This window comes from Pseudomonas sp. Hz4, assembly GCF_054898165.1.
Genome location: NZ_CM142719.1, coordinates 1,279,365 through 1,304,413, shown reverse-complemented (window position 1 = coordinate 1,304,413; position 25,049 = coordinate 1,279,365). Strand labels below are relative to the sequence as shown.

Sequence of the window (25,049 nt, the reverse complement as noted above, 5' to 3'; positions counted from 1 at the left end):
ATGCACTCACACTTGATCAAATTACTCAGCCTGTCGGCCCTGACCGTCGGCATTCTCGCGGCCAGCGCCGGCGCTCGTGCCGATGCAGCTGCCGGCAACATAAAGCCACCCAGCTTCGACGCCGAGCCGTGCTGCAACCTGTGCCCGGCAGCGCACGACGCGAAAAACTACATCACGCGTTACCAGCAGAACTTCACCACGCTGGTGCAGGCCCAAGGCGATTGGCTATTCCGTACGCAAGAAGACTTGCGCACCGAGTTCGACACCACGCCCGCCGGCTACAAACGCATGAAAGAACTGCACGACGCGTTCAAGAGCAAAGGCGTGGAGCTGGTCGTTGTTTACCAGCCGACCCGTGGTCTTGTGAACCGTGACAAGCTCAACCCGGAAGACAAAGCCAAGTTCGATTTCGACAAGGCCTTGAAGAACTACAAGACCATGCTCGGGCGTTTCGCCGCCATGGGCTACACCGTGCCGGACCTGTCGCCGCTGACCAACGAATCGCTGCCTGAGACCCAGCAGGCCCACGACTTCTACTTCCGCGGCGACCAACACTGGACGCCGTATGGCGCCCAGCGCACGGCGAAAATCGTCGGTGAGCAAATCAAGAAAATGCCGGCCTTTGCCGACGTGCCGAAACGCGAATTCGAGAGCCATAAGTCGGGTCGCATGGGCAAGACCGGAACGTTACACAATATGGCCGGTCAACTCTGTGGCACCAGCTACGCGACCCAGTACATGGATCAGTTCACCACCGAGCCGAAAGGCGAAGCAGCTGATGGCGATCTGTTCAGTGATTCCGGCAATCCGGAGGTCACCCTGGTCGGCACCAGCCACAGTGGCAAGAACTACAACTTCTCCGGCTTCCTCGAAGAGGCCATCGGCGCCGACATCCTCAACGTGGCGTTCCCCGGCGGTGGCCTGGAAGGTTCGATGCTGCAGTACCTGGGCAGCGAAGAGTTCCAGACCAAGCCACCGAAGATTCTGATTTGGGAATTCTCGCCGCTCTATCGCCTCGACCAGGAAACCATCTACCGCCAGATGATGGCGCTGCTGGACAACGGTTGCGAAGGAAAGGATGCACAGATGACCGGCAGCACCACGTTGAAACCGGGCAAGAACGAATTGATGGTCAACACCAAGAACCTGAATCTGCAAAACCGCAGCCACCAGGTTGACATTCGCTTCGCCGATCCGTCGGTGAAAAATCTGCAAGCCACCCTCTGGTACATGAACGGTCGCCACGAGGACATCAAGATCGAAAAACCGGAAACCTCCGATACCGACGGGCGTTTCGCCTTTGAGTTGCGCACGGACGAAGACTGGGCCTCGCAGAATCTGCTGGCCGTCGAAATCCAGGGCCCTGAAGCAGGTGCCGCGCCACAGAAAGTCGAAGCGAAAATCTGCAAACGCAACGTGTTCCCAGGCGCTGAGCAGCGTACGGCTCAGGCCGGGCAATGAGGCTACCTCCTATGACATGCATGCAAACCCGAACTTTGAAAAAGTTAATCGCGCCCTCCCTGCTGGCACTGGCGATGTTCGCCGGGGCCACCCAGGCCGCCGCGCCCCTGCGTCCGCCACAGGGATACTTCGCGCCGATTGAAAAAGTCAAAACCGGCGACAAGAGCGAAGGCTGTGATGCGATGCCGACGCCGTACACCGGTTCGCTGCAATTTCGCAGCAAGTACGAAGGCTCCGACAAGGCCCGTTCGACCCTGAACGAGGCATCGGAAAAAGCCTTCCGTGACACCACGGCCGACATCACCAAGATTGAGCGCGGCACCAGCAAGCGCGTGATGCAGTACATGCGTGACGGTCGTCCGGAACAGCTGGAATGCACCCTGAATTGGTTGACCGCCTGGGCCAAGGCCGATGCGTTGATGTCCAAGGACTTCAACCACACCGGCAAGTCCATGCGCAAATGGGCGTTGGGCAGCATGGCCTCGTCCTATATCCGCCTGAAGTTCTCCGACTCGCATCCGTTGGCGAACCATCAGCAAGAGTCGCAACTGATCGAGGCCTGGTTCAGCAGGATGGCTGATCAAGTGGTCAGCGACTGGGACAACCTGCCGCTGGAAAAAACCAACAACCACTCGTACTGGTCCGCCTGGTCGGTGATGGCAACGTCCATCGCCACCAACCGCCGCGACCTGTTCGACTGGTCGGTGAAGGAATACAAAGTCGGCGTCAATCAAATCGACGCGCAGGGTTTCCTGCCCAACGAACTCAAGCGCCAGCAACGCGCCCTCGCCTATCACAACTACGCCCTGCCGCCTCTGGCAATGATCGCCAGTTTCGCTCAGGTCAACGGTGTGGACTTGCGTCAGGAAAACAACGGCGCATTGAAGCGCCTGGGTGATCGAGTGCTCGCGGGTGTCGAAGACCCGGAAGAATTCGAGAAGAAGACCGGTAAAGAGCAGGACATGACCGACCTCAAGGTCGACTCGAAATTTTCCTGGCTCGAACCGTTCTGCACGCTCTACACCTGCTCGCCGGATGTGCTTGAGAAAAAGCGCGAAATGCAGCCGTTCAAGACCTTCCGCCTCGGTGGGGATTTGACCAAGGTCTACGACCCGGCGAGTGAAAAAGGCAAAAAAGGCAGTTGAGTCATCGGTGATCGTTCCCACGCTCTGCGTGGGAATGGCAGCCCGTGACGCTCCGCGTCACATGCCGAAGCGGACGCAGAGCGTCCAGTGAGGCATTCCCACGCAGAGCGTGGGAACGATCATGTATCCCCCGGATTTCGGTGGGGGGTTTGGGGGGGCCGTTGGCCCTTGACTGTTGGTTAAACATGGAGAGACCGGGATGGTATTTTCATCCAACGTGTTCCTGTTTTTGTTCTTGCCGATCTTTCTCGGCATGTACTACTTAAGCGGAATACGCTATCGCAACCTGCTGCTGCTGCTCGCCAGCTACGTGTTCTATGCCTGGTGGCGTGTGGACTTCCTTGCGCTGTTCGCAGCCGTCACGTTGTGGAACTACTGGATCGGCCTCAAAGTCGGTGCCGCAGGCGTTCGGACCAAACCGGCACAGCGCTGGTTGCTCCTGGGCGTGGGCGTCGACCTGTGCATTCTCGGCTACTTCAAGTACGCCAACTTCGGCGTCGACAGCATCAACGCGATGATGAGCTCGGTCGGTCTGTCGCCGTTCATCCTGACCCACGTGCTGTTGCCGATCGGGATCTCGTTCTACGTCTTCGAGTCCATCAGCTACATTATCGACGTCTACCGTGGTGACACGCCGGCGACCCGCAACCTGATCGACTTCGCAGCGTTTGTGGCGATCTTCCCGCACCTGATCGCAGGTCCCGTGTTGCGTTTCCGCGATCTCGCCGACCAGTTCAACAACCGCACTCACACCCTCGACAAGTTCTCCGAGGGTGCCACGCGGTTCATGCAGGGTTTCATCAAGAAGGTCTTCATCGCCGACACCCTCGCGGTGGTGGCCGACCATTGTTTCGCCTTGCAGAACCCGACCACAGGCGACGCCTGGCTCGGCGCTCTGGCCTACACCGCGCAGTTGTATTTCGACTTCTCCGGTTACAGCGACATGGCGATCGGTCTGGGCTTGATGATGGGTTTCCGCTTCATGGAAAACTTCAAGCAGCCGTACATCAGCCAGTCGATCACCGAGTTCTGGCGTCGCTGGCACATCAGCCTGTCCACCTGGTTGCGTGACTACCTGTACATCACACTGGGCGGTAACCGCAAAGGTACGCTGATGACCTATCGCAACCTGTTCCTGACCATGTTGCTGGGTGGTCTGTGGCACGGCGCGAACATCACTTACATCATCTGGGGCGCCTGGCACGGCATGTGGCTGGCAATCGAAAAAGCCCTTGGCCTGAACACGTCGCCGCGCAGCATCAACCCGATCCGCTGGGCGCTGACCTTCCTGCTCGTGGTCATGGGCTGGGTGATCTTCCGCTCGGAAAACCTGCACGTCGCCGGTCGTATGTACGGCGCGATGTTCAGCTTCGGCGAATGGTCACTGTCGGAACTCAACGCGGCCAGCCTCACCGGTCTGCAAGTGGCGACCCTGGTGGTGGCTTACATGACCCTGGCGTTCTTTGGCATTCGTGACTTCTACAGCAACCTGCCGCCTGAAAAGACCCAGCCTGTGGTGAACGTCGAGGCCGATGGCCCGGCCACCGCGACGCCTGGAATGATCAAAGCCGTACCGGGCGACAACCCGGGCAGCATCCACGAACCTGGCTACACCGTTGGCGTTGATGCGACCGTGCAACCGGCCTACTGGACCGCTGACTGGTCTCGTTACGTGATGCGTACGCTGGTACTGGTGTTGTTCATCGCCTCGATTTTCAAACTCTCGGCGCAAAGCTTCTCGCCGTTCCTTTACTTCCAGTTCTGAGGGATCTGACCATGACCCGCTCATTACGCATCTTCTACATCGCCCTGTTCATGGTGACGCTGGTCGTCCTCGGCCTGTGGTCGACGCGCAGCTTCTTCGGCTTCAGCACCAACGCCGATGCGACCGTGCTCAACGGTCGCTGGACCAAGGCCGTCGAGACGCACTACGACGAAGAGTTCCCGATCAAGCGTCTGGGCACCAACCTTTGGGCTGCGCTGGATTTCAAACTGTTCAACGAAGGTCGTCCGGGCGTCGTGCTCGGTCGCGATCAGTGGTTGTACAGCGATGAGGAATTCAACCCGATCGTTAACGAAGAATTGAACCTGCAAGGCAACTACGCGCTGGTCGAAGGCGTGCGCCAGGAACTGAAAGCCAAAGGCGTGAAACTGGTCATGGCGATCTTGCCGGCCAAGACTCGCGTGTACCCGGAACACTTGGGTGAAGCGAAACCTTCGAGTATCCACGCCAACCTCTATGAGGACTTCCACGCTCGTGTGGCGGCCAACAAGGTCCTCGCTCCCGACCTGTTCGGCCCGCTGCTGAGGGGCAAACTGGACGGTCAGCAAGTGTTCCTGCGCACCGACACCCACTGGACCCCGGAAGGCGCGCAAATCGCCGCCGAAACCCTGGCGAAATCCATTACCGAAAAATACCCGCTGAGCGGCGAGCCGCAACACTTCGTCACTGAACCTGCGGAGAAGGTGACTCACAAGGGCGACCTGCGGTTGTTCCTGCCGCTGGACCCGCTGTTCGAAAACCTGATGCCCAAGCCCGAGCCGTTGCAGAAGCGCAATACCGTTGCGGCGCAAGACCAGCCTGCCGGTGATGACGCCCTGTTCGCCAACACTGAAGTGCCGGTGGCCCTGATCGGCACCAGCTACAGCGCCAACCCCAACTGGAACTTCGTCGGTGCGCTGAAACAAGCACTGAACAGCGACGTGGTCAATTACGCCGAAGACGGCCACGGCCCGATTCTGCCGATGCTCACCTACCTGAAAAGTGATGCTTTCAAGAACAGCCCGCCACAGGTGCTGATCTGGGAGTTTCCTGAACGTTATCTGCCTGTGAACAACGAAATCGGTGACGCCGACCCGCAGTGGGTCGCAGAGCTCAAAGAAGCCGGCGCTCGCCAACAAAACGTAGCCGCAAACACTAAATCCGAGACGCCCGACCGGGCGCAAAACTGAAAGAGAGGTACACCATGACTTTCACTACTACTCCTCGCCGTCTCGCCAAGACTTTTGCTCTCGTCGCTGGCATGAGCGTTCTGTCGATGTCCGCCTTCGCTGGCGACGCCGCACTCTACGGCCCGACCGCACCGAAAGGCTCAAGCTTCGTGCGTATCTACAACGCCGGTAACGCTGAAGTCAGCGCCACCGTCGGTACTACCAACCTGAGCGAAGTCGCGCCGCTGTCCAGCAGTGACTTCAGCTTCATGCCGGGCGGCGATTACAGCGCCAAGGTCGGCAGCCAGACCCTGCCGGTGAAACTGGCCGGTGATCACTATTACACCCTGGTCAGCAACGCCAGCGGCGCGCCGCAACTGATCGAAGAGCCGCCATTCAAGAACAAGCAGAAATCCCTGGTTCGCGTACAGAACCTCAGCGACAAGGCCCTGACCCTGAAAACCGCTGACGGCAAGACCGAAGTGGTCCCGACCGTGGCCGCCAAGGGCCGTGGCGAGCGTGAAATCAACCCAGTGAAAGTCAGCCTGGCTCTATACGATGGCGACAAGAAAGTCGGCGACGTGAAACCGGTTGCCCTGGAACGTGGTGAAGCCGCCGTGCTGTACGTCACTGGCACCGGCAGCAGCCTGTCGCCAGTCTGGGTAAAACGCCCGGTTTCGACGCGCTAATCATTTTGTCGGGTAGCCCACGGGCTACCCGGACACGGAATAAGAACAAGAGTGAAACGACAGAACGCAGTAGCTCTGACCCATACGATTTTCAAGGAGTAACAACATGATTCCGGTGATCTTGTCAGGTGGTAGCGGCTCACGTCTTTGGCCGCTTTCGCGAAAGCAATTCCCCAAGCAATTTCTCGCCCTGACCGGCGAACAAACACTGTTCCAGCAAACCCTGGAACGCCTGGTGTTCGAAGGCATGGACACGCCGATCGTGGTCTGCAACAAAGAACACCGTTTCATCGTCAACGAGCAATTGGCCGCCCGTAAACTGGACACCCAGCGCATCCTGATGGAACCGTTCGGCCGCAACACCGCGCCGGCCGTTGCCTTGACCGCGATGATGCTGGTCAACGAAGGTCGCGACGAGTTGATGCTCGTGCTGCCGGCCGACCACGTGCTGGAAGATCAGAAAGCCCTGCAACGCGCGCTGGCCCTGGCCACCGTCGCCGCAGAAAACGGCGAAATGGTGCTGTTCGGCGTACCGGCCACCAAACCGGAAACCGGCTATGGCTACATCAAGTCGGCCAATGATTCGCTGCTGCCGGAAGGCGTCAGCCGCGTCTCGCACTTCGTCGAAAAACCGGACGTGAAGCGCGCCACCGAGTTCGTCGAGTCCGGCGGTTACTTCTGGAACAGCGGCATGTTCCTGTTCCGCGCCAGCCGTTTCCTCGAAGAACTGAAAAAACACGATCCGGACATCTACGACACCTGCATGCTGACCCTTGAGCGCAGCGAGCAGGATGCCGACACCGTCGACGTCGACGCCGCCACCTTCGCTTGCTGCCCGGACAACTCTATCGACTACTCGGTGATGGAAAAAACCCAGCGCGCCTGCGTTGTACCGCTGACCGCGGGCTGGAGCGATGTCGGCTGCTGGGCGTCGTTGTGGGAAGTGAATGAAAAAGACGCCAACGGCAACGTCACCAAAGGCGACGTGGTCATCCAGGACAGCAAAAACTGCATGATCCATGGCAACGGCAAACTGGTGTCGGTGATTGGCCTGGAAAACATCGTGGTCGTCGAAACCAAGGACGCCATGATGATCGCCCACAAGGACAAGGTCCAAGGCGTGAAACAGATGGTCAACACCCTCAACGAACAAGGCCGCAGCGAAACCCAGACCCACTGCGAAGTCTATCGTCCGTGGGGCTCCTACGACTCGGTGGACATGGGCGGCCGCTTCCAGGTCAAACGCATCTCGGTCAAACCGGGCGCGTGTCTGTCGCTGCAGATGCACCACCACCGCGCCGAACACTGGATCGTGGTCAGCGGCACGGCTGAAGTGACCTGCGACGAAAACGTGTTCCTGCTCACTGAAAACCAGTCGACCTACATCCCGATCGCTTCGGTCCACCGCTTGCGCAATCCGGGCAAGATCTCGCTGGAAATCATCGAAGTGCAATCGGGCAGCTACTTGGGCGAAGACGATATCGAGCGGTTTGAAGATATCTACGGTCGCTCTACCCCGATAGAACGCGGCGTATCGGTGAAAACCATCGCGCGGTAATTGATCTGTAACACCAGAAGCCCCCGTCCGACCCGCTGCGTTTCCCCTATCCGCAGCGGGTTGGGTGGGGGCTTTTTTCTTGCATCAGCCTTTTGACATTTGCCGAACCGGGGCTGACCTGGACGTTCCATTCAGTGATTGTCGTCTTCCGGCGTAAGGCTTGGGCGCGACGAGCTCAATGAAATCCTGGTTTCGGTTCAATGTCTGAACCACTGCCTGCGTCTGCGTCGAGAGCTCAGCGATACGCTCGAAGGTTTCCGGATCCGCGCTACCGGAAACCGCGAATTCAGTTTTGATTGCCTGCATCCTGAACTCCAGCATATCGATCACTGCTGGCGTCTCGTCATAAGCCTCGCTAAGCGATGTCGCGTTCAGTCCTTGCGATGCCTGGTAAAACTCCCGACCTGTCTTGATCAGACCCGGCGCTTCCGATCCCAACTTACTGGCCACCTTTGCGACAACTTTATCCACAACCGCAGTGGTGACTTTTTTCTCCAATTGCTTTCGCCCTTCACGTGTCCGCGGGTCAACCGCCGACAGTTCAAGTTTTGCCGTTGCAAGACTGAGTTTCTTTTTGGGTTCAACGCTCTCAACAAATGTTTTAGGGTTCATTTCGTTACCCTTGAAGTTGATCGGACGGTCCAGTTGATGGGTGTCCACCACCTTGGCAATCAAGGCATCTGCCATCCTGGAGCCGATTGCCTTCCCGGCTTTAGCTCCGAGCGCACCCGTCAACGGCCCCGCCAACCCACCCAAGGCACCGCCCCCCGCCGCTCCCGCCGCCTCACTGGCAGTACTGAAAGCACTGCTAACAAGCTGGGTAGCGACTCGTCTGCCCAAAGCTTTGAACCGATGCTGCGCATAGGTGTGGTTAAGCATTGAATTTTTGAGATCAGAAACGGCTCCTCCAACCGATGAGACCAAGGCCTGTTGCTTGTCCAGGCTTCGGCTCAACTCTGAAGCTTTGGTCTTTCCACCGCCGTCGCTATCGACATAATTCATGGGCGAATTACCAACCATCTGATACAGGTTCGGCCCATCGACAAACCCCTTGGGATCAGGATTGAGCCAGCGCTGCAACCACGGCACGTAATAACGCAAACCATAGTAATAAAGCCCGGTGGCATCCCGCTCTTTGCCCGAGTAGCGAATGACTTTATAACTGACCTCTATCACATCATCCCCGGCAACCCAGGCCGTAGCGCCAAACGGGTAATAGATTTCCCGACTCATGATTCGTGCGTCATCCGCAAGCTCCAGCGTGCAAGAACTCAAGTGGTCGCCGAGGCTGTAACGGTATTGATCGTTGTTCATGCTGTGCGAAGGATCGGTCTCCCAGTGCAGCACGCGCACGCTGTTGAGACCCGCCTGGGCGGTGATCACCTGTAACCTTTCCGCAGTCCCGTCATCGGTGCGCAGTTCAAGTCCCGGCAAGTAACGCATTTCAGCCACAACGGTTCGGGCATTGGTCTGCAACGAGCGAATCTTGCGCACGCGTTGACCACTGCCATCGTAGACATAGGCCTCCCGGTCATTGTCCCCGGAGGTGCGCTCCACCGGGCTGACCGATTGCAACTGGTTACGCAGGCCCCACGTCAAAAACCGTCCCTGATCCAGTTCCAGACAATTACCCCGGGCATCGAACGCGGTGGCGATTTCTGCTTCGGTCGGCGGCACGCCGCTGCGATAGGGCAGACAACGATTGCTGTATCGGGCGGCTTGCAGTTCACGCCCCGGGCTTTGTGCGCCGACGTGCGTCAGCTTTAACAAATTGCCGCCTTCGTCATAACGGTAGGTTTGGTGATAGTTGCTGACCGCCGCAGGATCGGTCCTCCCTACCGATTCCGGTCCCTGATTGGCGCTACCCGCCTCCCAACCAAAGGCCTCGATCAATTGGTAAAGGCTGTCGTAGCTAAAGCGACTGATCGGTTCGATACGTTGGTTGGCGAAGTGACGCACCGGCAATGCCTTGTCCTCGATGCTCAGGACATTGCCCGTCCGGTCGTAGTCGTAGATCAGCTGCTGCAGGATTCGGGTGTTGGCGTCCTGTGCCCGACGCTCCATCAACAAACCGTCTTCAGCGCGGTAAAGCAGGGTTGTTTCTACATCATTGCCGGCAGTTTCGTGGGTAACTTGCCCCTCGGCGTTGTACTGAATATTGTTGACCAGCGTTTGCCACGTGGTCAGTCCCTGAAGTTGCAGACGCGTCTCACGCAAACGACCCTCAAGGGTCAAGCTGAAGACCTGGCGGTTGTCCTTGGCATCGCTCTGATCCTGCACATCATTCAGTGGACCGAAACGCCACGTCGAAGCGGCTCCGTCCCCCGGCTCAAGCAGGCGCTGGCGATCGGCTTCCAACGCCGGCCAGTCAGGTGTAACAGGGTCCAGGGTGAAGTGACGGACTTGCTTCACGCATTGGCCAGTGATTGAAAAGGCCTCGAACAGTACCGTTCCTGCGGGGTCGTCGTGACGGATCAACTGGCCACATTGATTGTGATCGCCGTGATCGGGCCCTCCATAGGCCATGCGTTCAACACAACGGCCTGGCTCCGTCCCGCCCTGCTCGAACACCGAAACGGGACGAAGCAGATCGTCATACTCGACTTCACGTCGCGCGCCTCGACTGTCCCATCCCAGCAAAACCTCATGACCCAGACCTGGCAGGTTGAGCTGCCAACCGCCATCGACGCTGTCAGTGAGCAGCGCGTTACCCGACAGCGAAAACACCGTCGTGAGGTTGGCGGGAGTCATCAGCTCTTCTTGTTTCATCGCCCAAAACCGCGGATCCCACAGTTTCACCGCGAGTCCTGCGGCATTGTGGAGGATGCGGTTGATACGTGCCTGAGTAGGAACGCCTTCGACCTCGCGCCAATAATCAACCGAACGGATCGGCAGACCACGTGGCTCGACAACGGACAATCTGGGTGTTTTGTGGTGCATTCCCATCGTCAAGGTCTGCATGCCGGTGGCGTCCCTGTTTACCAGTGGTCATCTAACCGTTCGTGGACAAGCGTGGCTACTGTCAGAAATCACAGTGCCGACCAACGGCAAAGGACCTTGATCGACGAATGTCCATTCCTTCGGCCCTTCGGTAGGATGGTGGTCATGAGTTCAAGGAGCGTTCAAACATGTTCATCGGCGTCCTGCTGGTCATTACCTGGCTGATCCTTTTGCTGCGCTACCCAGCCAAGGCATTGCCGGTCTCGGTGGCGGCGGCCATTGGGTTGGCTCTGGTGGCAACATGGGTGATCTGGCTGGACAACCGCGAGGTCAAGCAACTGGCGCGCCTGGAGTTGCGCATCACCTACGCGCCAGAACACTGTCCGACCGATCGCCCGTTGCAACTGAAAATGAACAACGGCAACGACGTGCCGCTGACCGAACTGCGCTGGCGCATCGCCGCCTATGCGCCGGGCGACACGGTCAATCTGGCCGACAATCAATACGCCGCACCGCGCTATCGCGGCCCCGGCGAACTGCAGGCCGGCGCGAACTGGGAAGACTGCTTGCCAATGCCGCCGCTGCGTCCTGGCTATCGCCCGCAAACGCTGGAGTTTCGCGCCGAGCGTTTGCACGGTAGTTTCTCCGATTGATCTTCCCTTTTCTCTTTTTGCACAAGGACCGCGCCATGCCCGTTGCATTGATTACCGGTTGTTCCAGCGGCATTGGCCGTGCCCTCGCCGAGGTGTTCAAAAGTGCCGGTTACGAAGTCTGGGCCAGCGCCCGCAAGGCTGAAGACGTGGTGGCTCTGGCCGCTGCCGGTTTCACCGCCGTGCAACTGGACGTCAACGACGGTGCCGGACTCGAACACTTGAGCGAACACATCAACCAGCAACATGGCGGCCTCGACTTGCTGATCAACAACGCCGGTTACGGCGCCATGGGGCCGTTGCTCGACGGCGGTGTGCCGGCCATGCAGCGGCAATTCGAAACCAATGTGTTCGCCATCGTCGGCGTCACCCGCGCGATGTTCCCGGTGCTGCGCCGGGCCAAAGGTCTGGTGGTGAACATCGGCAGCGTGTCCGGGGTTTTGGTCACGCCATTCGCCGGCGCCTACTGCGCCTCGAAAGCGGCAGTGCATGCCTTGACCGATGCGTTGCGTATGGAGCTGGCGCCGTTTGGCGTGCGGGTCATGGAGGTCCAGCCGGGAGCCATCGCTTCCAGTTTTGCCAAGAATGCCGGTCATGAGGCTGAGCAGTTGATCACTGAGCAATCGCCGTGGTTTCCGCTGCGTGAAGGTATTCGCGCGCGGGCCAAGGCTTCTCAGGACAAACCGACGCCAGCCAAGGAGTTTGCAGAGGATTTGCTCAAGGCTGTGCAGCAGAGCAAACCACCGCGCCTGATTCGTCTGGGCAATGGCAGTCGGGCGTTGCCGTTGTTGGCGGGGTTGTTGCCTAAAGCCTGGCTGGAAGCGGGATTAATGAAGCGGTTTGGATTGAAGGGGCAGCTCTTGTGACCGACTACACCCAATACTTTGACGAAGTGATTCAGGCCCACGTTGCCATTGAGCAGTGGCTGGCCGAGGAACGAGACGAGTCAGAGCTTGAACAGTTGCTGACCCGTTTTTCGCCACAGTTTTCCATGATCTCGCCATTGGGGCGGGTGCTGGATTTTGAGGCGTTGAATGAGTTGTTTCTGCTGGCGGGCGGGAAAAAGCTCGGGTTCAGAATTGAGCTCAGCGAGTTGCGCGGCGTCGCTCTGTACGACGGTGGTGCAACGGTGAGTTATCGCGACCGGCAGACCGATGCGACGGGGTTGCACTCTGATCGGCGATCGACGGTGGTGTTTGAGAACCTGGCGGATGGCAAGGTGGTTTGGCGGCATTTGCATGAGACGTTTTGTAACGGCTGATGCGGTCGCTTTTTGTGGCGAGGGAGCTTGCTCCCTCGCCACAGGGTTACTCACCAGCCGCGGGATTTACTATCACGGTACAAGTAATCCCCGCCGCCAACAGCACACCCTCCGGCACTTCATCAATGTGAATCCGCACCGGCACCCGTTGCGCCAACCGCACCCAGTTAAAGGTCGGGTTGACGTCCGCAATCAGCTCGCGACTTTCCGGGTTATCACGGTCGTAGATACCGCGAGAAATACTCTCCACATGCCCCTTCAGCACTTCCCCGCTCATCAACTGCATGTCGGCTTTATCGCCGACCCGCACGTGGGGCAATTTGGTTTCTTCGAAGAAGCCGTAGACCCAGAACGAGTTCATATCGATCACGGCCATTTTCGCTTCGCCGATGCGCGCGTAATCGCCGCGATGCACGTTGAGGTTGGTCACATAGCCGTCCACCGCCGCCCGCACTTCGGTGCGTTTGAGGTTCAGTTCGGCGGCCTCCAGTTGCGCCTGAGCGTGCTGGTAATCGGCCAGGGCCGAGTCAGCGATGTTGCTGGCGTCGTCGCGGTTTTCCCTGGAGATCACCAGGTTGTCCATGTCGGCGCGGCGGTGAGCATTGACCTTGCGCATCTCCCACGTCGACTTGCGTGAGGCCACCAGCGACTGTGCCTGTTTGACCGCGATGCGGTAGTGCTCGGGGTCGATCTGCATCAGCAAATCACCCTTCTTCACCCATTGATTATCACGCACCGGCACGTCCACCACTTCGCCGGTAACGTCCGCCGCCACATTGATGATGTCGGCGCGCACCCGGCCGTCGCGGGTCCACGGCGTGTCCATGTAATGCACCCAGAGGGTCCGGCCGATCCCTATCGCAAGGACCAGCACCAACAGAGTGGCGAGCAGGCTGAAAAGCTTTTTCATCAGGGCCTTCTTCAGTGATAGAGAGTCAGTGGTAGAGAGTCAACGGTAAACAGTCAGCGCCAGGGTGCCGAACAGACAGGTAAACAAACTCAGGCGCAACAGCGCCGGGTGCCAGAAGAAGCGGTACAGATCGAACCCGGACAGGAATCGGTCCAGCGCCCAGGCCAGTGCCGCTGCGATAAAAAACATCAGGGTCATGGTCGGCATGTACACGCCGTGGAAGGCGATTTCACGAGGCATGTTCAAGTCCTTGAGGCTTGGCGGTGGCGTTGGCATTCATGTAGCCGGCGAGCGGTGATTGCGGGTCCAGCAACGAGGTGCGGATGAAGTGCAGGTAGCTCTTCACCCGACGCAGGGCCGAGGTGTCGAAGTGCGGCGCGAAAGGTTCGTCGGTGGCTTGCACACGGCTGATCGCGTGATCGACGGCGATCAATCCACGCTCCAGATTGCTCTGGCTCGGTTGCAAAAACAGCCGCACCAGCGAGCGGCCCATCACCCTGATTGACTGACGCCAGGGTTGAGATTCGGCATAGGCCGGATGCACCGGCAGGATCGCCTGTTCCTTGCGTAACTCGATGATCGCGTGACCGACTTCCAGCACCACAAACATCCAGCGCAGCAAGTCCCGCTGCACCTGCGGCTGCCCTGCCGCGAGACCGTAGGCCTGATGCAGCAGGTCGCGGGTGCTGCTTTCGAAACTCGACGCCAAACCCTTGAGTTTGCCGCTGATGGCGTACACCACTTGCCCGCGCAGATCCTGCTCCAGCCGACGCCACAACCAGCGACTGTTGGGCGGCAGAATAATCGCCCCGGCGGCTGCGCAGACCAGCATGCCGAGCACCATGGCGATGTAGTCGTTGATAAAGGCGTAAGGGTTGTAGACGGTGAGGTTGTCCGGCACCGAACCGGTGCTGAAAAAGATCAGCAAACCGAGACCCACGCCGGCGTAGTGTGGCCGCGAAGTGAGGAACGAACCGAGCACGATCACCGGCGCGAGCATCACGCAGAGCAATGGAAAACCATCGATCCAGGGGAAGATGAAAAACATCTCGACGAAGCCGATCAGTGCCCCGAGCAACGTCCCGCAAGCCATCTGAAATGCCATGCGTTTTGGATTCGGTGTCGCCGCTGAAAGGCCCACGGTCGCAGCGGCGATCAGCGTCATGGTCGCTCCGCTCGGCCACGCGGTGGCGACCCAATAGCTGCCCAGAACAACCAGAATGAATGCCGCGCGAATCCCCGAGGCGGCCGACGCCATCCAGTTGGTTTGCGGGGTAAACGGCTCATCCCAACGCTCGCGCGCATGGCTGTGATCCGCCAGTGACGCGTGGGTCTGCGCATAACTGTGCAAGTCATCGACAAAGCGATAAAGCAATTCGTATGCCGTGTGAAAATCCAGCTGCTCGACGTCGCTCGGATTGCACTCCTGAAAGGTCGCTCGCAAGCTGCGAACGCGCGCCGGCAAACCTCCTTTATAGGTGGTCAGCGCGATCACCAGACGCCCCGCATCGGCGTTGGTCAGGGCACGGCCGCTGAAGCCATCAAGCAGTTCGGCGAGGTCTTGCAAACCCGGTTTGATCGCCGCGACCACGTGATCAGTGCCGCTGCTGCGCAAGCGTTCAAGCAATTGGTGCAGGGCGTTGAAGCGCGTAGTGATGCCCATAAACTCGCTGTTCAATCGACTGAGCCGACCGTTGCGCCGACGCATGTGCGGGTCTTCGAACACAGTGACGCTGCGCAACCCTTCCAGCCCCACGGCCTCGGCGATGAAGCGCACGTTGCTCGCCTCGAAAGCCTCCCGTTTGCTGCGACCGCGCAATCCATCGGTGACAAACAATGCGAACACGCCGAAGCGCTGATACAAGGCGTTGCGCATCGCGGCACTGGCGGTTTGCGGCAGGATCGCGGCGCTGACCAGCGTGGCGCAAATAATCCCCAAGGAAATTTCCAGCACCCGCCACACGGCGGCCATGAACGCGCCGTCCGGGTGAACCAATGCGGGCAGACCGACCATCGCCGCGGTGTACCCGGCGAGCACGAAACCGTAGGCGCGAAAGTTGCGATAGCGCGCCGCGCCGGCCGAGCAGATGCCCACCCAAATCGCCAGCGAACCAAGGAACAGCTCGGTGTTTTGGGCGAACAAGGCAATCAGCGCGACCATCACCGCCGAGCCGGCCAAGGTGCCGAGGAAGCGATAGAAACTCTTGGCGAATACGTGGCCGCTTTGTGGTTGCATGACAATGAATACGGTGATCATCGCCGTGCGCGGTTGCGGCAACTCCAGACGCATGGCCAGCCACAGGGTCAGGAACGCCGCGAACAGCACCTTGAAAATATAGACCCAGGTCACACCATCGCTGCGCGCCCAGTCGAAGAACCCCCGGCGCCATTCAAGGGAATACAGCCAGCGCAAAGGTGCGGGCAAGGGAGTCATGGAGTCCTGTTCAATGATTGAGGGCTTGGAGAATGGCCGGGGTTTTCGGTGCCTGGGTTCGACTGTCTTTCGGCGCATCGTTACCCGCGCCCAGTCCGCCGCCCAAAGCCGTCACCAGTCCAGCGTGAGCGCTGAGGCGTGCGGCCTGAACCTGCTGCTGAACCTGTTGCTGTTTGAACAACAAGGTCTGGGCGCTAAGCACGTTGAGGTAATCGGTGAGGCCGCGCTGATAGGCGATCATCGCGATGTCGTAAGTCTTCTGCGCGGTGGCCACCGACTCGGCGGCGAAGGTTTGCTGCTTGTCCATGGATTCGCGGCGGATCAACTGGTCGGAGATGTTTTTCAGTGCATTGGCCAGCGTCTGGTTGTACTTGGCCACGGCGATGTCGTAACCGGCCGAGGCTGCGCCCAGCTCCGAGCGCAAACGGCCGCCATCGAAAATCGGCAACGAAATGGCCGGGCCGACGCTGTAGTTGAGTTTCTTGCCAGTCAGGAACTCCAACGCTCCACCGCCCGTGGCCATGTAGCCGAGGCTGCCGACCAGATCGACGTTGGGGTAGAACCCGGCGTGGGCCACATCAATGCCCCGCGCCTGGGCCGCCACTTGCCAACGACTGGCGACCACGTCCGGGCGTTGACCGAGCAATTGCGCTGGCAAGGACGACGGCAACTTCAGCGGCGCGCCCAACGACAGCGTCGGCCGCTGCAACTGTGCGCCCTCCCCTGGGCCAAAACCTGCCAGGGCTGCGAGTTGATTGCGGCTCAGGGCGATTTCTTCGTCCAGCGCATCGATCTGACGATGGGTTTCCGGCAACGGCGTTTCGGCCTGGCTGACTTCAAAATGGGTGCCGATGCCGCCGTTGAGACGCTTTTGCGCCAGGTCGAGAATTTGCTGTTGCTGTTTCAGCGTCGCGGCGACGATGTCCCGTTGCGCGTAATGCAATGAAAGCTCGATGTAGGCGCGCACGATGTTGTTCTGCAATTCGAGCTGCGCCAGCCGTGCTTCGGCTGCCGTCATGTGGGCCATGTCCACGGCGCGCTCGGTGGCGTTGCTTTCGCGGCCCCAGAGGTCGAGGGCATAGCTGAAACCCAGCGCGGCGTTGTTGTCCCAAGTCGTTGTGTTGGCCAGCTCGCCCGGCCCGTAGAACTGATCGGTGGGCCAGTTGTGGCGTTTGAGCGTGGATTCACCGTTTATCTGCAACGACTCGGCGGACTCGGCGATGCCGGCCATGGACTTGGCCTGGCGTACTCGCGCTGCAGCCATGGCCATGGTCGGGCTGCCTTGCAGGGCGAGGTCGATCCAGCGGTTCAGTTGCCGGTCGCCATACGCCTGCCACCATTGGGCGGCAGGCCAGTGAGCGTCCTGCGCGGCACTCTGAATAGCTTCGTCGGTGGCCAATGAATTGGCCTCGAGTGCCTTGCCCTGCGGGGTCAAACCTGCGGTACCGATGCAGCCGCTGATTGCCAGGGTTAAAGCCAAAACACTGAGCGTCTGAAGCGCTCTGCTGATGCGACGCGGCACTGCTGCGATTTCCTGAGGTGGGGAGTTGTTCCTGAGGTGCGCAATTCTAGGGGTCGGCTTTGTTGGCGATAAGCTGGGAATCCTGTGAATCTTTGTTACCGTTAGCGCGATAATCCCTTGGTCCATCTTTAGTCGCCTGTAGAAAATCAGCAACTTCGTGTCACAATTTGCCATTCGCCTAGAGAGCACCCCATGGACACTTTGCAAAACATGCGCGCCTTCAGTTACGTGGCCGAGGCTGGCAGCTTCACCGCCGCCGCCGTGCAACTCGACACCACCACGGCCAACGTCTCGCGCGCGGTTTCCAACCTGGAAGCCCACCTGCAAACCCGCCTGCTCAACCGCACCACACGCCGCATCGCCCTGACCGAGGCCGGCAAGCGTTATCTACTGCGCTGCGAGCAGATCCTGGCCTACGTCGAAGAAGCCGAAGCCGAAGCCAGCGACGCCCACGCGCGCCCGGCCGGGCAGCTCAAGGTGCACACCATGACCGGCATCGGTCAGCACTTCGTGATCGACGCCATCGCCCGCTACCGCAAAACCCATCCCGACGTGACCTTCGACCTGACCATGGCCAACCGCGTGCCGGACCTGCTGGACGAGGGCTACGACGTGTCCATCGTGCTCGCCAGCGAACTGCCGGACTCGGGGTTCGTCTCCCAGCGTTTGGGCATCACCTACAGCATCGTTTGCGCCTCGCCCGCCTATGTAAAAGCCAACGGCTGCGCGCAGAAGCCCAGCGACTTGCTGAACCACGCCTGTTTACGCCTGGTGAGCCCGGTGATTCCGCTGGAGAAATGGACCTTCGACGGCCCTGAAGGCCAGGAAATGGTCACCATTAATAGCTCGCCGTTTCTGGTGAACTCCGCTGATGCGATGAAGACAGCGATCACCAGCGGCATGGGGGTTGGCGTGTTGCCGGTGTATGCGGCAATTGAAGGGTTGCGCAACGGGACACTGGTGCGGGTGATGCCGAATTACCGGTCGCAGGAACTGAATCTGTATGCGATCTATCCGTCGCGGCAGTATCTGGATGCGAAGATTAAAACGTGGGTTGAGTATTTGCGTGGGTCATTGCCGGAGATATTGGCGGCGCATCAGGCGGAATTGGTGGCTTATGAATTGAGCGGGAGTATGGGTGGGGTTCGGGTGGCGAATTGATCCAGACACTCGCATAACGACGGAGAGAAATGTTAGCGTGCTTGGCAATCTCCAAGCCCGACGAGCCCTCCTCCCATGAAAAAGACCGTCCTCGCCTTCAGCCGCGTCACCCCCGAAATGGTCGAACGCCTCAAGCAAGATTTCGACGTCATCGTACCCAACCCGAAAAACGGCGACATCCACGCCCAGTTCAACGAAGCCCTCCCCCACGCCCACGGTCTCATCGGCGTCGGTCGCAAACTCGGTCGCGCTCAACTTGAAAACGCCGCCAAACTGGAAGTCGTCTCCAGCGTCTCGGTCGGCTACGACAACTACGACATCGCCTACTTCAACGAACGCGGGATCATGCTCACCAACACCCCCGACGTCCTCACTGAAAGCACCGCCGACCTGGCCTTCGCCTTGCTGATGAGCAGCGCCCGGCGCGTGGCCGAACTGGACGCCTGGACCAAGGCCGGCCAATGGCAAGCCACCGTCGGTGCGCCATTGTTCGGTTGTGATGTGCACGGCAAAACCCTGGGCATCGTCGGCATGGGCAACATCGGTGCGGCCATCGCCCGTCGCGGACGGCTGGGCTTCAACATGCCGGTCATCTATAGCGGTAACAGCCGCAAGACCGAGCTGGAGCAAGAACTCGGCGCGCAGTTCCGCAGCCTGGAACAACTGCTGGCTGAAGCCGATTTCGTCTGCCTGGTGGTGCCGCTCAGCGAGAAAACCAAACACCTGATCAGCCACCGCGAACTGGCACTGATGAAACCAAGCGCCATTCTGGTCAACATCGCCCGCGGTCCGGTCGTCGATGAGCCTGCGCTGATCGAAGCGCTGCAAAACAACCGCATTCGTGGCGCCGGGCTGGACGTCTACGAGGAAGAACCGCTGGCCGTGTCCCCCCTGTTCCAACTGAAAAACGCGGTGACATTGCCGCACATCGGCTCGGCGACTCATGAAACCCGCGGGGCCATGGCCAACCGCGCGTTGGCTAACTTGCGCAGCGCCCTGCTGGGCGAGCGGCCGCAAGATCTGGTGAACCCACAAGTTTGGAAAGGTTGATTCCAAAGGGCAGGCGTAATAACCACCTGCCCGTTACATACACACCTTGCAATCCAGTTCACTGATAAAAAAATAGACTCACTATAGACTCCCTATTACTTAGCCGAACTGGCGGATCTTAGTTATCGAGAGCGTTTACATTGAACCACCTTACGACCGACAAACTTATTAGATACAGCAAAGTAATACTCATGGCCTATATCAGCTTCTTTGGCTTGATGGTGATGTACAGCAACTTTACCGACTACGCATCCAATTACGAATATGTCGGCCACATTCTCAGCATGGACACCACCAGAGAAAACCTGAATCTGAGCTACAGAGCGATCACTTCGCCCATGCTCCACCACCGCATCTATTGGCTCATCATCACTCTTGAAGTTATTTACACGGCTTTCTGCGTGCTGGGCACTTACCATCTTTATCGAAACATCAATACACCTGCTGCCATTTTCCATGAAGCGAAGAAGTTTGCGATCATCGGACTATTGATCGGCTTTTTTGTCTATTACATTTGCCTGCAAGTGATCGGCACCGAATGGTTCAACATGGATGAATCCGAAATCTGGAACGCCAAGGATTGGGCTCGGCACATCGTAGACTTCATGTTTCCGCTGCTGATTTACATCTCCCTTAAAATCGAACGCTGACGTTTCAGCGTTCGATACCCAAACCTTCACGCCAGCTTGCCATTCCCTTGCACCATCGGTGCCTTGGGCTTACGAAACACCAGCACATTGCCCAGCATCACCAGTACCAAACCCACCAATGCCGGCGCCGTCCATTGATAACCTTCGGCAAACGCCGACACGTTCAGCGCCACGACTGGGAACAGCACGGTGCAATAGGCCGCACGCTCCGGGCCCATACGCCCGACCAGCGTCAAGTAAGCGGTGAATCCGATGACCGAACCCGGAATCACCAGGTACAGCAGCGAGCCGATGTAACGCGCGTTCCATTCCATGTCGAAAGGAATGCCTTTGACCAGGCACCACACCAACAACATCGCGGCGCCATACGCCATGCCCCAGGCGTTGGTGGTCAGCGGCTTCAAACCGGCCTTCTGTTGCAGGCTCGAGAGCATGTTGCCCGCCGAGAAACACAGGGTGCCGAGCAGCGCCAGGCCCAACCCGAGCAAGGTTTCCGGGCTGGCGGTATGGCCCGCCAATTCAGGCCAGAACAACAGGCCAAGTCCGAACAAGCCCAACGCACCACCCATCAGCACGTTGCGGGCAATTTTCTGGCCGAAGAACACCCGCGCATTGAGCACGTTCCACAGGGTGGCGGTGGAAAACACCACGGCGACCAGACCGCTGGGGATCCACTGGCTGGCGGTCAGGAAGCACATGAAGTTGATGCAGAACAGGCACAGCCCCTGCGCCAGGCAGATCAGATGCCCTCGACGGTTCATCACTTGCAGGCGGCGACTCAGCAGCAGCATGACGAACAGCACCAACGCAGCGAGGCCGAAGCGATAGACGATCGACACCGGAATCGCCACCACGCCCAGTTGCCATTTCAAGGCAATCCAGGTGGTGCCCCAGATCAGCACGGTCAGCAAATACAACGACAGGTTCATGGCAAAGGCTCCTCAATAGGGGCTCAGTGTCCCGCCCCAAGCCTCGCCGCACTTGCATAAACTTGCGCTTTTGTCAGGCCGGGGCTGGCACGTGAACGTCCACGGAGTAGGATGCAAGGCGTTGGAGAGAACCGATCATGCCCGCACTGGAATCACTGCAAGTCTTTCAAGCCCTCAACCGCTCGCCCAATGCTCGTCTGGAGCACAGCGCCGAGCTCGGTGACGGCATGGCTGCAGCCTTGTGGAGCAATCATCACGATGCTCAGGACTACGAAGCGCCGAGCCACCACACCCTGTCCTGCTACATCGCGGGCGGTACCGGGACCTTTCGCCGCGACCAGCCCGGCACCAAGGGCGGCCCCGACAAGCTGTGCGTCCTGCCCGCTGAACATCAGTCAGGCTGGGTGATCAACGGCGACATTCGCCTGGCCCACGTGTATTTCAGCCCCGAACAGTTCGCCCTCGGTTGCGTTACGTTGCTGGACCGAGAACCTCGCGAACTGCTGTTGCGCGAAGGCACCTTTCTGGAGGACCCAACGCAGGCTCGGCGCTTTCGGCAGTTGATCACGCTGAACTGGGACGAGCCCGGCGAACGCCTGCTCACCAGCAGCCTGGCCCACGAAATGCTCAGCCACGTTTTGCTCGGCCAGGTCGGCATTCGCGAGGGCTTGCGGCTCAAGGGTGGATTGGCTGCGCATCAGCGCCGGCAGTTGATCGAGTTCATCGACAGTCAGTTGGCCGAAGCCATCAGCCTGGGGCAATTGGCGGGGCTGTGTGCGCTGTCGGAATACCATTTTGCGCGAATGTTTCGTGAGAGTTTCGGATTGCCGCCGCATCAGTATGTGCTGTCGCGACGTCTGAGCCGGGCACGGGCGTTACTGCGCTCGACGTCGCAGCCGTTGGGGGAGATCGCGTTGGCGTGCGGGTTTGCCAGTGCGAGTCATTTCACTCATCGGTTTCGCCAGGCGTTGGGTGGGACGCCTGGCGAGTATCGGCAAGCGTTTTTGCGTTAGTCCTGAGATAGTCGGCGTCTGTGCAGACGCCTTCGCGAGCAGGCTCGCTCCCACATTTTGAGCGCGTTTGCCCTGTGGGAGCGAGCCTGCTCGCGAAGAACGATGACGCGGTCGACCGTTAGAACTCCAACGTGCTCGAAAGCGAAATCTGCCGCGAATCCCCCATCGACACAAAGAACCGGCTCGCCGCCGAGGTGTAGTAGGTGCGATCAAACAGGTTCTTCACGTTGAGCTGGAACTTGACCTTCTGCCCTTCGACTTTGGTGTCGTAGGTGGCGAACGCATCAGCCACGGTGTAGCTCGGCAGGTCGAAATCATTCACGGCATTACCCGCTCGCTCACCGACATACCGCGCGCCCGCGCCGACCCGCAGCTGATCGCCGCCAACGAGGGTGCCGAAGTCATAGACCGCCGACAGCGAGCCGCTGTTCTTCGCTACGTTTTGCAGTTTTTTGCCTTTGTAGGTCGGGTCTTCAGTGACTTCCGCGTCGGTGTAGGCATAGCTGCCGATCATGCTCCAGCGATCACTCAACTGACCGGTCAAGTCCACTTCCAGCCCACGGGAACGCACTTCGCCAGCGGCGCTGTAAATCGTCACCGGGCCTTCGGAGTTGGCCACCAGCACGTTGCGTTTTTTGATGTCGAACAGCGCGACGTTACCCGTAACGCGGCCCGGCATGTCGAGCTTGGCGCCGATTTCCCAGGACTTGGCTTCTTCCGGCGCGATGCTGCCGTCAAGCACGGTGCTGCTGCCGCTCAACGGGGCGATGGTCGAGTTGGGTTTGAACGACTCGGTGTAGCTGCCGTAGAACGACAGTTCATCGGTGTAGCGATACACCAGACCGGCGCGAGGCACCCATTTCTGGCCGTTGCTGTCGGTGTTGGCCTGGAACGGCACGCCTTTGCCGGCGTACTGGTCGTATTCCTGGAAACGCCCGCCAGCGACGAAAGTCCATTGATCGGTCAGGTGGATCGAGTCCTGGAGGAATACCGAATCGCTGCGCAGTTCGTCAGTCTGCGCACTGTCCGCAGGGCTGACGGTGGTGCCGGCGACTTCGCGGCCGTAGACCGGATTGAGGTAACTGAAGGTGCTCAGGCTTTTCTGGCGGATCAGGTCTTCACGGTAGATCTTGCGGTACTCGTCATCGATGCCGAACACCAGGTCATGTTGCAAGCCCAGAACGTTGACGTTGCCTTCGAGGCTGGCGGTCGTGAAACGGGCGGTGCTGATGGCGTTCTGTGTCCCGTCCATGCTGCGGGTCAGCGTGCCTTTCTTGGTGTCGATGGCCGTGATGCGCACTTGGCTGGCGTCGTAGGTTTCGCGGTTCCAGCTGTAGCCGAAGTGGGCGTTCCAATTGTCGTTGAGTTCGTGATCGGCCTCGAAGTGATACAGATCCGAGCGCCCTTCCATGTTATTGAAGGGTTCGTCGAGACGGCGTTCACGGGAGATGTCCAGCGGGTGGTTGTCACGCGGGTCGATCACCGTGCCACGGTCGAACGGGGTCAGAAACTCGCGGTGTTCATAGGCGAACAGCAGCTTGGTGCTTTCACCGAACCAGGCCAGTGACGGCGCCACCAATGTCTCGCGGTGAGTGCCAAAGTTGCGCCAGTAATCTTCGTCTTCGTGGTCCAGGACCATGCGGTAAGCGAGGCCGGAAGTACCGAGTGCGCCGGTGCTGTCGAGGCCGCCACCGCTGCCGTTTTTGCCGTCGCCGTAGGTCGAGCCACGCAAGGTCAAGGCGTTGTACTGCTCAAGCTCAGGTTTTTTGCTGACCATGTTCACCACGCCACCCGGGTCCTGGATGCCGTAAAGCAAGGATGCCGGGCCCTTGAGGACTTCGACCCGATCCACGGTTGCATTGAGGCCACGGCCCTGCACGATCGGCATGCCATCGCGCATGATCGAGCCGTTACGGTTGTCGCCGAAACCACGCGTCATCACCGAATCCTGGGTGCTCGCCAGTGTGTTGCCTTGAGTAATGCCGCTGACGTTGGCCAGTGCATCGTCCAGATTGCGCGGCGCCTGATCGCGAATGACCTGGGCCGGGATCACGTTGACGGTCTGGGGGATTTCCTGAAGCAAGGCTGAAGAGCGCATCACCGAACGGGTGGGCGGTGGTTGATAGCTCATGGATTGATCGGCCACCGAGGTGATGGTGGTCGCGCCGAGGTTCAAAGTGCCTTCGGTGGGTAACGGCTCCAGGACCAACGTGTGGCCGTCGGTACGACGGAATGTGAATCCCGAACCACCGAGCAAACGCTGCATTGCCTGCTCAGCACTCATCTGCCCGCTGAGCGCGGGAGCGTTAATACCGTACGGCGCCTCATCGGTGTAGACCACGCTGATGCCAGTGATCCGGCTGAAGTCGCTCAAGGCCTGGGGCAGCGGTTTGGCGGCCATCGCGAAGCTGAACTGCGCACTCTGCCGGGCACTGCCGGCCTCAGCTGCCACCGCCACACTCAACGGCAGCAACGCCAACGCCGAAAAGCTCAATGCGCACGTACCCAACCAGTGTTTGACCGAACCCGATTTTGCCCTGGACTTCATTGCTCATGACCTGTGTAGAACCGCTACGGATGCGAATGACTCGCAGTTTCAGTCACTACACGGATGGCGTCGGGGTTTACCTCACCAGAAAGTTGAAAATATTTTCATTCGGGCCATGCGGTGTTTGATCTGACGCCTTCGCGAGCAAGCTCGCTCCCACAGGGGAATGCATTTCAGATGTGGGAGCGAGCTTGCTC

The 25,049-nt window shown here is 59.3% G+C and carries 20 protein-coding genes; 13 read left to right on the top strand and 7 right to left on the bottom strand.

Annotation, left to right across the window (positions count from 1 at the left end; translation table 11 throughout):
- The 6 genes from ACYZTR_RS05815 (at position 1) to ACYZTR_RS05790 (ending at position 7,784) form a co-directional block, all read left to right on the top strand.
- A complete protein-coding gene (locus ACYZTR_RS05815; protein WP_461977171.1) occupies positions 1–1,461 on the top strand; it encodes an alginate O-acetyltransferase in 1,461 nt (486 codons plus the stop codon).
- A gap of 11 nt (positions 1,462–1,472) precedes the next feature.
- Positions 1,473–2,606 carry a mannuronate-specific alginate lyase gene (locus tag ACYZTR_RS05810; RefSeq protein ID WP_461977169.1) on the top strand — a complete coding sequence of 378 codons (1,134 nt, stop codon included), beginning with the start codon at positions 1,473–1,475 and terminating at the stop codon, positions 2,604–2,606.
- Positions 2,607–2,805: 199 nt separating this feature from the next.
- Positions 2,806–4,371 carry an MBOAT family O-acyltransferase gene (locus ACYZTR_RS05805; protein ID WP_461977167.1) on the top strand — a complete coding sequence of 522 codons (1,566 nt, stop codon included), beginning with the start codon at positions 2,806–2,808 and terminating at the stop codon, positions 4,369–4,371.
- Positions 4,372–4,382: 11 nt separating this feature from the next.
- Positions 4,383–5,558 (top strand): alginate O-acetyltransferase, encoded by a 1,176-nt coding sequence (locus ACYZTR_RS05800; RefSeq protein ID WP_461977166.1) that lies wholly within the window; start codon positions 4,383–4,385, stop codon positions 5,556–5,558.
- Between the two features lie 14 nt (positions 5,559–5,572).
- On the top strand, positions 5,573–6,226 hold the full coding sequence (locus ACYZTR_RS05795) for an alginate O-acetyltransferase AlgF (protein ID WP_461977164.1): 654 nt from the start codon (positions 5,573–5,575) through the stop codon (positions 6,224–6,226).
- Positions 6,227–6,332: 106 nt separating this feature from the next.
- Positions 6,333–7,784 (top strand): mannose-1-phosphate guanylyltransferase/mannose-6-phosphate isomerase, encoded by a 1,452-nt coding sequence (locus ACYZTR_RS05790; RefSeq protein ID WP_461977162.1) that lies wholly within the window; start codon positions 6,333–6,335, stop codon positions 7,782–7,784.
- Between the two features lie 84 nt (positions 7,785–7,868).
- Here the strand turns inward: ACYZTR_RS05790 and ACYZTR_RS05785 are convergent, their stop codons facing one another.
- On the bottom strand, positions 7,869–10,730 hold the full coding sequence (locus tag ACYZTR_RS05785) for an RHS repeat domain-containing protein (RefSeq protein WP_461979594.1): 2,862 nt from the start codon (positions 10,728–10,730) through the stop codon (positions 7,869–7,871).
- Between the two features lie 182 nt (positions 10,731–10,912).
- Here ACYZTR_RS05785 and ACYZTR_RS05780 point away from each other — a divergent pair, with 182 nt between their 5' ends.
- The 3 genes from ACYZTR_RS05780 to ACYZTR_RS05770 are packed head-to-tail and all read left to right on the top strand — an operon-like array spanning position 10,913 to position 12,635.
- The gene (locus ACYZTR_RS05780; RefSeq protein WP_461977160.1) at positions 10,913–11,377 is read left to right on the top strand and encodes a multidrug transporter; all 465 of its coding nucleotides are present in this window, start codon (positions 10,913–10,915) and stop codon (positions 11,375–11,377) included.
- 35 nt (positions 11,378–11,412) lie between these two features.
- Positions 11,413–12,240 carry an SDR family oxidoreductase gene (locus tag ACYZTR_RS05775; protein ID WP_461977158.1) on the top strand — a complete coding sequence of 276 codons (828 nt, stop codon included), beginning with the start codon at positions 11,413–11,415 and terminating at the stop codon, positions 12,238–12,240.
- A complete protein-coding gene (locus tag ACYZTR_RS05770; protein WP_461977156.1) occupies positions 12,237–12,635 on the top strand; it encodes a DUF4440 domain-containing protein in 399 nt (132 codons plus the stop codon). The genes ACYZTR_RS05775 and ACYZTR_RS05770 overlap by 4 nt, the downstream gene beginning before the upstream one ends.
- A gap of 46 nt (positions 12,636–12,681) precedes the next feature.
- On the opposite strand, the gene ACYZTR_RS05765 is transcribed toward ACYZTR_RS05770, so the two are convergent.
- Genes ACYZTR_RS05765 through ACYZTR_RS05750 form a run of 4 tightly spaced genes read right to left on the bottom strand, consistent with a single transcriptional unit; the run spans position 12,682 to position 17,501 of the window.
- Complete coding sequence (locus tag ACYZTR_RS05765) at positions 12,682–13,545, bottom strand: efflux RND transporter periplasmic adaptor subunit (protein ID WP_461977154.1); 864 nt, start codon at positions 13,543–13,545, stop codon at positions 12,682–12,684.
- 39 nt (positions 13,546–13,584) lie between these two features.
- Complete coding sequence (locus ACYZTR_RS05760) at positions 13,585–13,785, bottom strand: DUF1656 domain-containing protein (RefSeq protein WP_461977153.1); 201 nt, start codon at positions 13,783–13,785, stop codon at positions 13,585–13,587.
- On the bottom strand, positions 13,775–15,979 hold the full coding sequence (locus tag ACYZTR_RS05755; protein ID WP_461977151.1) for an FUSC family protein: 2,205 nt from the start codon (positions 15,977–15,979) through the stop codon (positions 13,775–13,777). The genes ACYZTR_RS05760 and ACYZTR_RS05755 overlap by 11 nt, the downstream gene beginning before the upstream one ends.
- 10 nt (positions 15,980–15,989) lie before the next feature.
- Positions 15,990–17,501 (bottom strand): efflux transporter outer membrane subunit, encoded by a 1,512-nt coding sequence (locus ACYZTR_RS05750; RefSeq protein WP_461977149.1) that lies wholly within the window; start codon positions 17,499–17,501, stop codon positions 15,990–15,992.
- 192 nt (positions 17,502–17,693) lie between these two features.
- Here ACYZTR_RS05750 and ACYZTR_RS05745 point away from each other — a divergent pair, with 192 nt between their 5' ends.
- From ACYZTR_RS05745 to ACYZTR_RS05735, 3 genes are all read left to right on the top strand, one after another.
- Entirely contained in the window at positions 17,694–18,662 is a 969-nt protein-coding gene (locus ACYZTR_RS05745; RefSeq protein ID WP_008150590.1) for a LysR family transcriptional regulator, read from the top strand.
- Between the two features lie 75 nt (positions 18,663–18,737).
- Positions 18,738–19,712: a 2-hydroxyacid dehydrogenase gene (locus ACYZTR_RS05740; protein ID WP_461977147.1), complete on the top strand. Its 975-nt coding sequence runs from the start codon at positions 18,738–18,740 to the stop codon at positions 19,710–19,712.
- A gap of 140 nt (positions 19,713–19,852) precedes the next feature.
- A complete protein-coding gene (locus ACYZTR_RS05735) occupies positions 19,853–20,362 on the top strand; it encodes a DUF2165 family protein (protein WP_461977145.1) in 510 nt (169 codons plus the stop codon).
- A gap of 26 nt (positions 20,363–20,388) precedes the next feature.
- Here the strand turns inward: ACYZTR_RS05735 and ACYZTR_RS05730 are convergent, their stop codons facing one another.
- Positions 20,389–21,291 carry a DMT family transporter gene (locus tag ACYZTR_RS05730; RefSeq protein WP_461977143.1) on the bottom strand — a complete coding sequence of 301 codons (903 nt, stop codon included), beginning with the start codon at positions 21,289–21,291 and terminating at the stop codon, positions 20,389–20,391.
- 137 nt (positions 21,292–21,428) lie between these two features.
- On the opposite strand from ACYZTR_RS05730, the gene ACYZTR_RS05725 reads away from it, so the two are divergent.
- Positions 21,429–22,304, top strand: coding sequence for a helix-turn-helix domain-containing protein (locus ACYZTR_RS05725; protein ID WP_461977141.1), 876 nt, complete (start codon positions 21,429–21,431; stop codon positions 22,302–22,304).
- 118 nt (positions 22,305–22,422) lie between these two features.
- Here ACYZTR_RS05725 and ACYZTR_RS05720 read toward each other — a convergent pair whose 3' ends face one another.
- Entirely contained in the window at positions 22,423–24,852 is a 2,430-nt protein-coding gene (locus ACYZTR_RS05720) for a TonB-dependent siderophore receptor (protein ID WP_461977139.1), read from the bottom strand.
- Positions 24,853–25,049 lie beyond the last annotated feature (197 nt).

What these genes read in the sequence shown, in the direction of transcription:
- ACYZTR_RS05795 (WP_461977164.1), top strand. Translation starts at nt 5,573, where the DNA reads ATGACTTTCACTACTACTCCTCGCCGTCTCGCCAAGACTTTTGCTCTC.
- ACYZTR_RS05810 (WP_461977169.1), top strand. Translation starts at nt 1,473, where the DNA reads ATGACATGCATGCAAACCCGAACTTTGAAAAAGTTAATCGCGCCCTCC.
- ACYZTR_RS05800 (WP_461977166.1), top strand. Translation starts at nt 4,383, where the DNA reads ATGACCCGCTCATTACGCATCTTCTACATCGCCCTGTTCATGGTGACG.
- ACYZTR_RS05720 (WP_461977139.1), bottom strand. Translation starts at nt 24,852, where the DNA reads ATGAAGTCCAGGGCAAAATCGGGTTCGGTCAAACACTGGTTGGGTACG.
- ACYZTR_RS05805 (WP_461977167.1), top strand. Translation starts at nt 2,806, where the DNA reads ATGGTATTTTCATCCAACGTGTTCCTGTTTTTGTTCTTGCCGATCTTT.
- ACYZTR_RS05780 (WP_461977160.1), top strand. Translation starts at nt 10,913, where the DNA reads ATGTTCATCGGCGTCCTGCTGGTCATTACCTGGCTGATCCTTTTGCTG.
- ACYZTR_RS05755 (WP_461977151.1), bottom strand. Translation starts at nt 15,979, where the DNA reads ATGACTCCCTTGCCCGCACCTTTGCGCTGGCTGTATTCCCTTGAATGG.
- ACYZTR_RS05740 (WP_461977147.1), top strand. Translation starts at nt 18,738, where the DNA reads ATGAAAAAGACCGTCCTCGCCTTCAGCCGCGTCACCCCCGAAATGGTC.
- ACYZTR_RS05745 (WP_008150590.1), top strand. Translation starts at nt 17,694, where the DNA reads ATGGACACTTTGCAAAACATGCGCGCCTTCAGTTACGTGGCCGAGGCT.
- ACYZTR_RS05760 (WP_461977153.1), bottom strand. Translation starts at nt 13,785, where the DNA reads ATGCCTCGTGAAATCGCCTTCCACGGCGTGTACATGCCGACCATGACC.
- ACYZTR_RS05775 (WP_461977158.1), top strand. Translation starts at nt 11,413, where the DNA reads ATGCCCGTTGCATTGATTACCGGTTGTTCCAGCGGCATTGGCCGTGCC.
- ACYZTR_RS05790 (WP_461977162.1), top strand. Translation starts at nt 6,333, where the DNA reads ATGATTCCGGTGATCTTGTCAGGTGGTAGCGGCTCACGTCTTTGGCCG.
- ACYZTR_RS05815 (WP_461977171.1), top strand. Translation starts at nt 1, where the DNA reads ATGCACTCACACTTGATCAAATTACTCAGCCTGTCGGCCCTGACCGTC.
- ACYZTR_RS05725 (WP_461977141.1), top strand. Translation starts at nt 21,429, where the DNA reads ATGCCCGCACTGGAATCACTGCAAGTCTTTCAAGCCCTCAACCGCTCG.
- ACYZTR_RS05765 (WP_461977154.1), bottom strand. Translation starts at nt 13,545, where the DNA reads ATGAAAAAGCTTTTCAGCCTGCTCGCCACTCTGTTGGTGCTGGTCCTT.
- ACYZTR_RS05785 (WP_461979594.1), bottom strand. Translation starts at nt 10,730, where the DNA reads ATGGGAATGCACCACAAAACACCCAGATTGTCCGTTGTCGAGCCACGT.
- ACYZTR_RS05730 (WP_461977143.1), bottom strand. Translation starts at nt 21,291, where the DNA reads ATGAACCTGTCGTTGTATTTGCTGACCGTGCTGATCTGGGGCACCACC.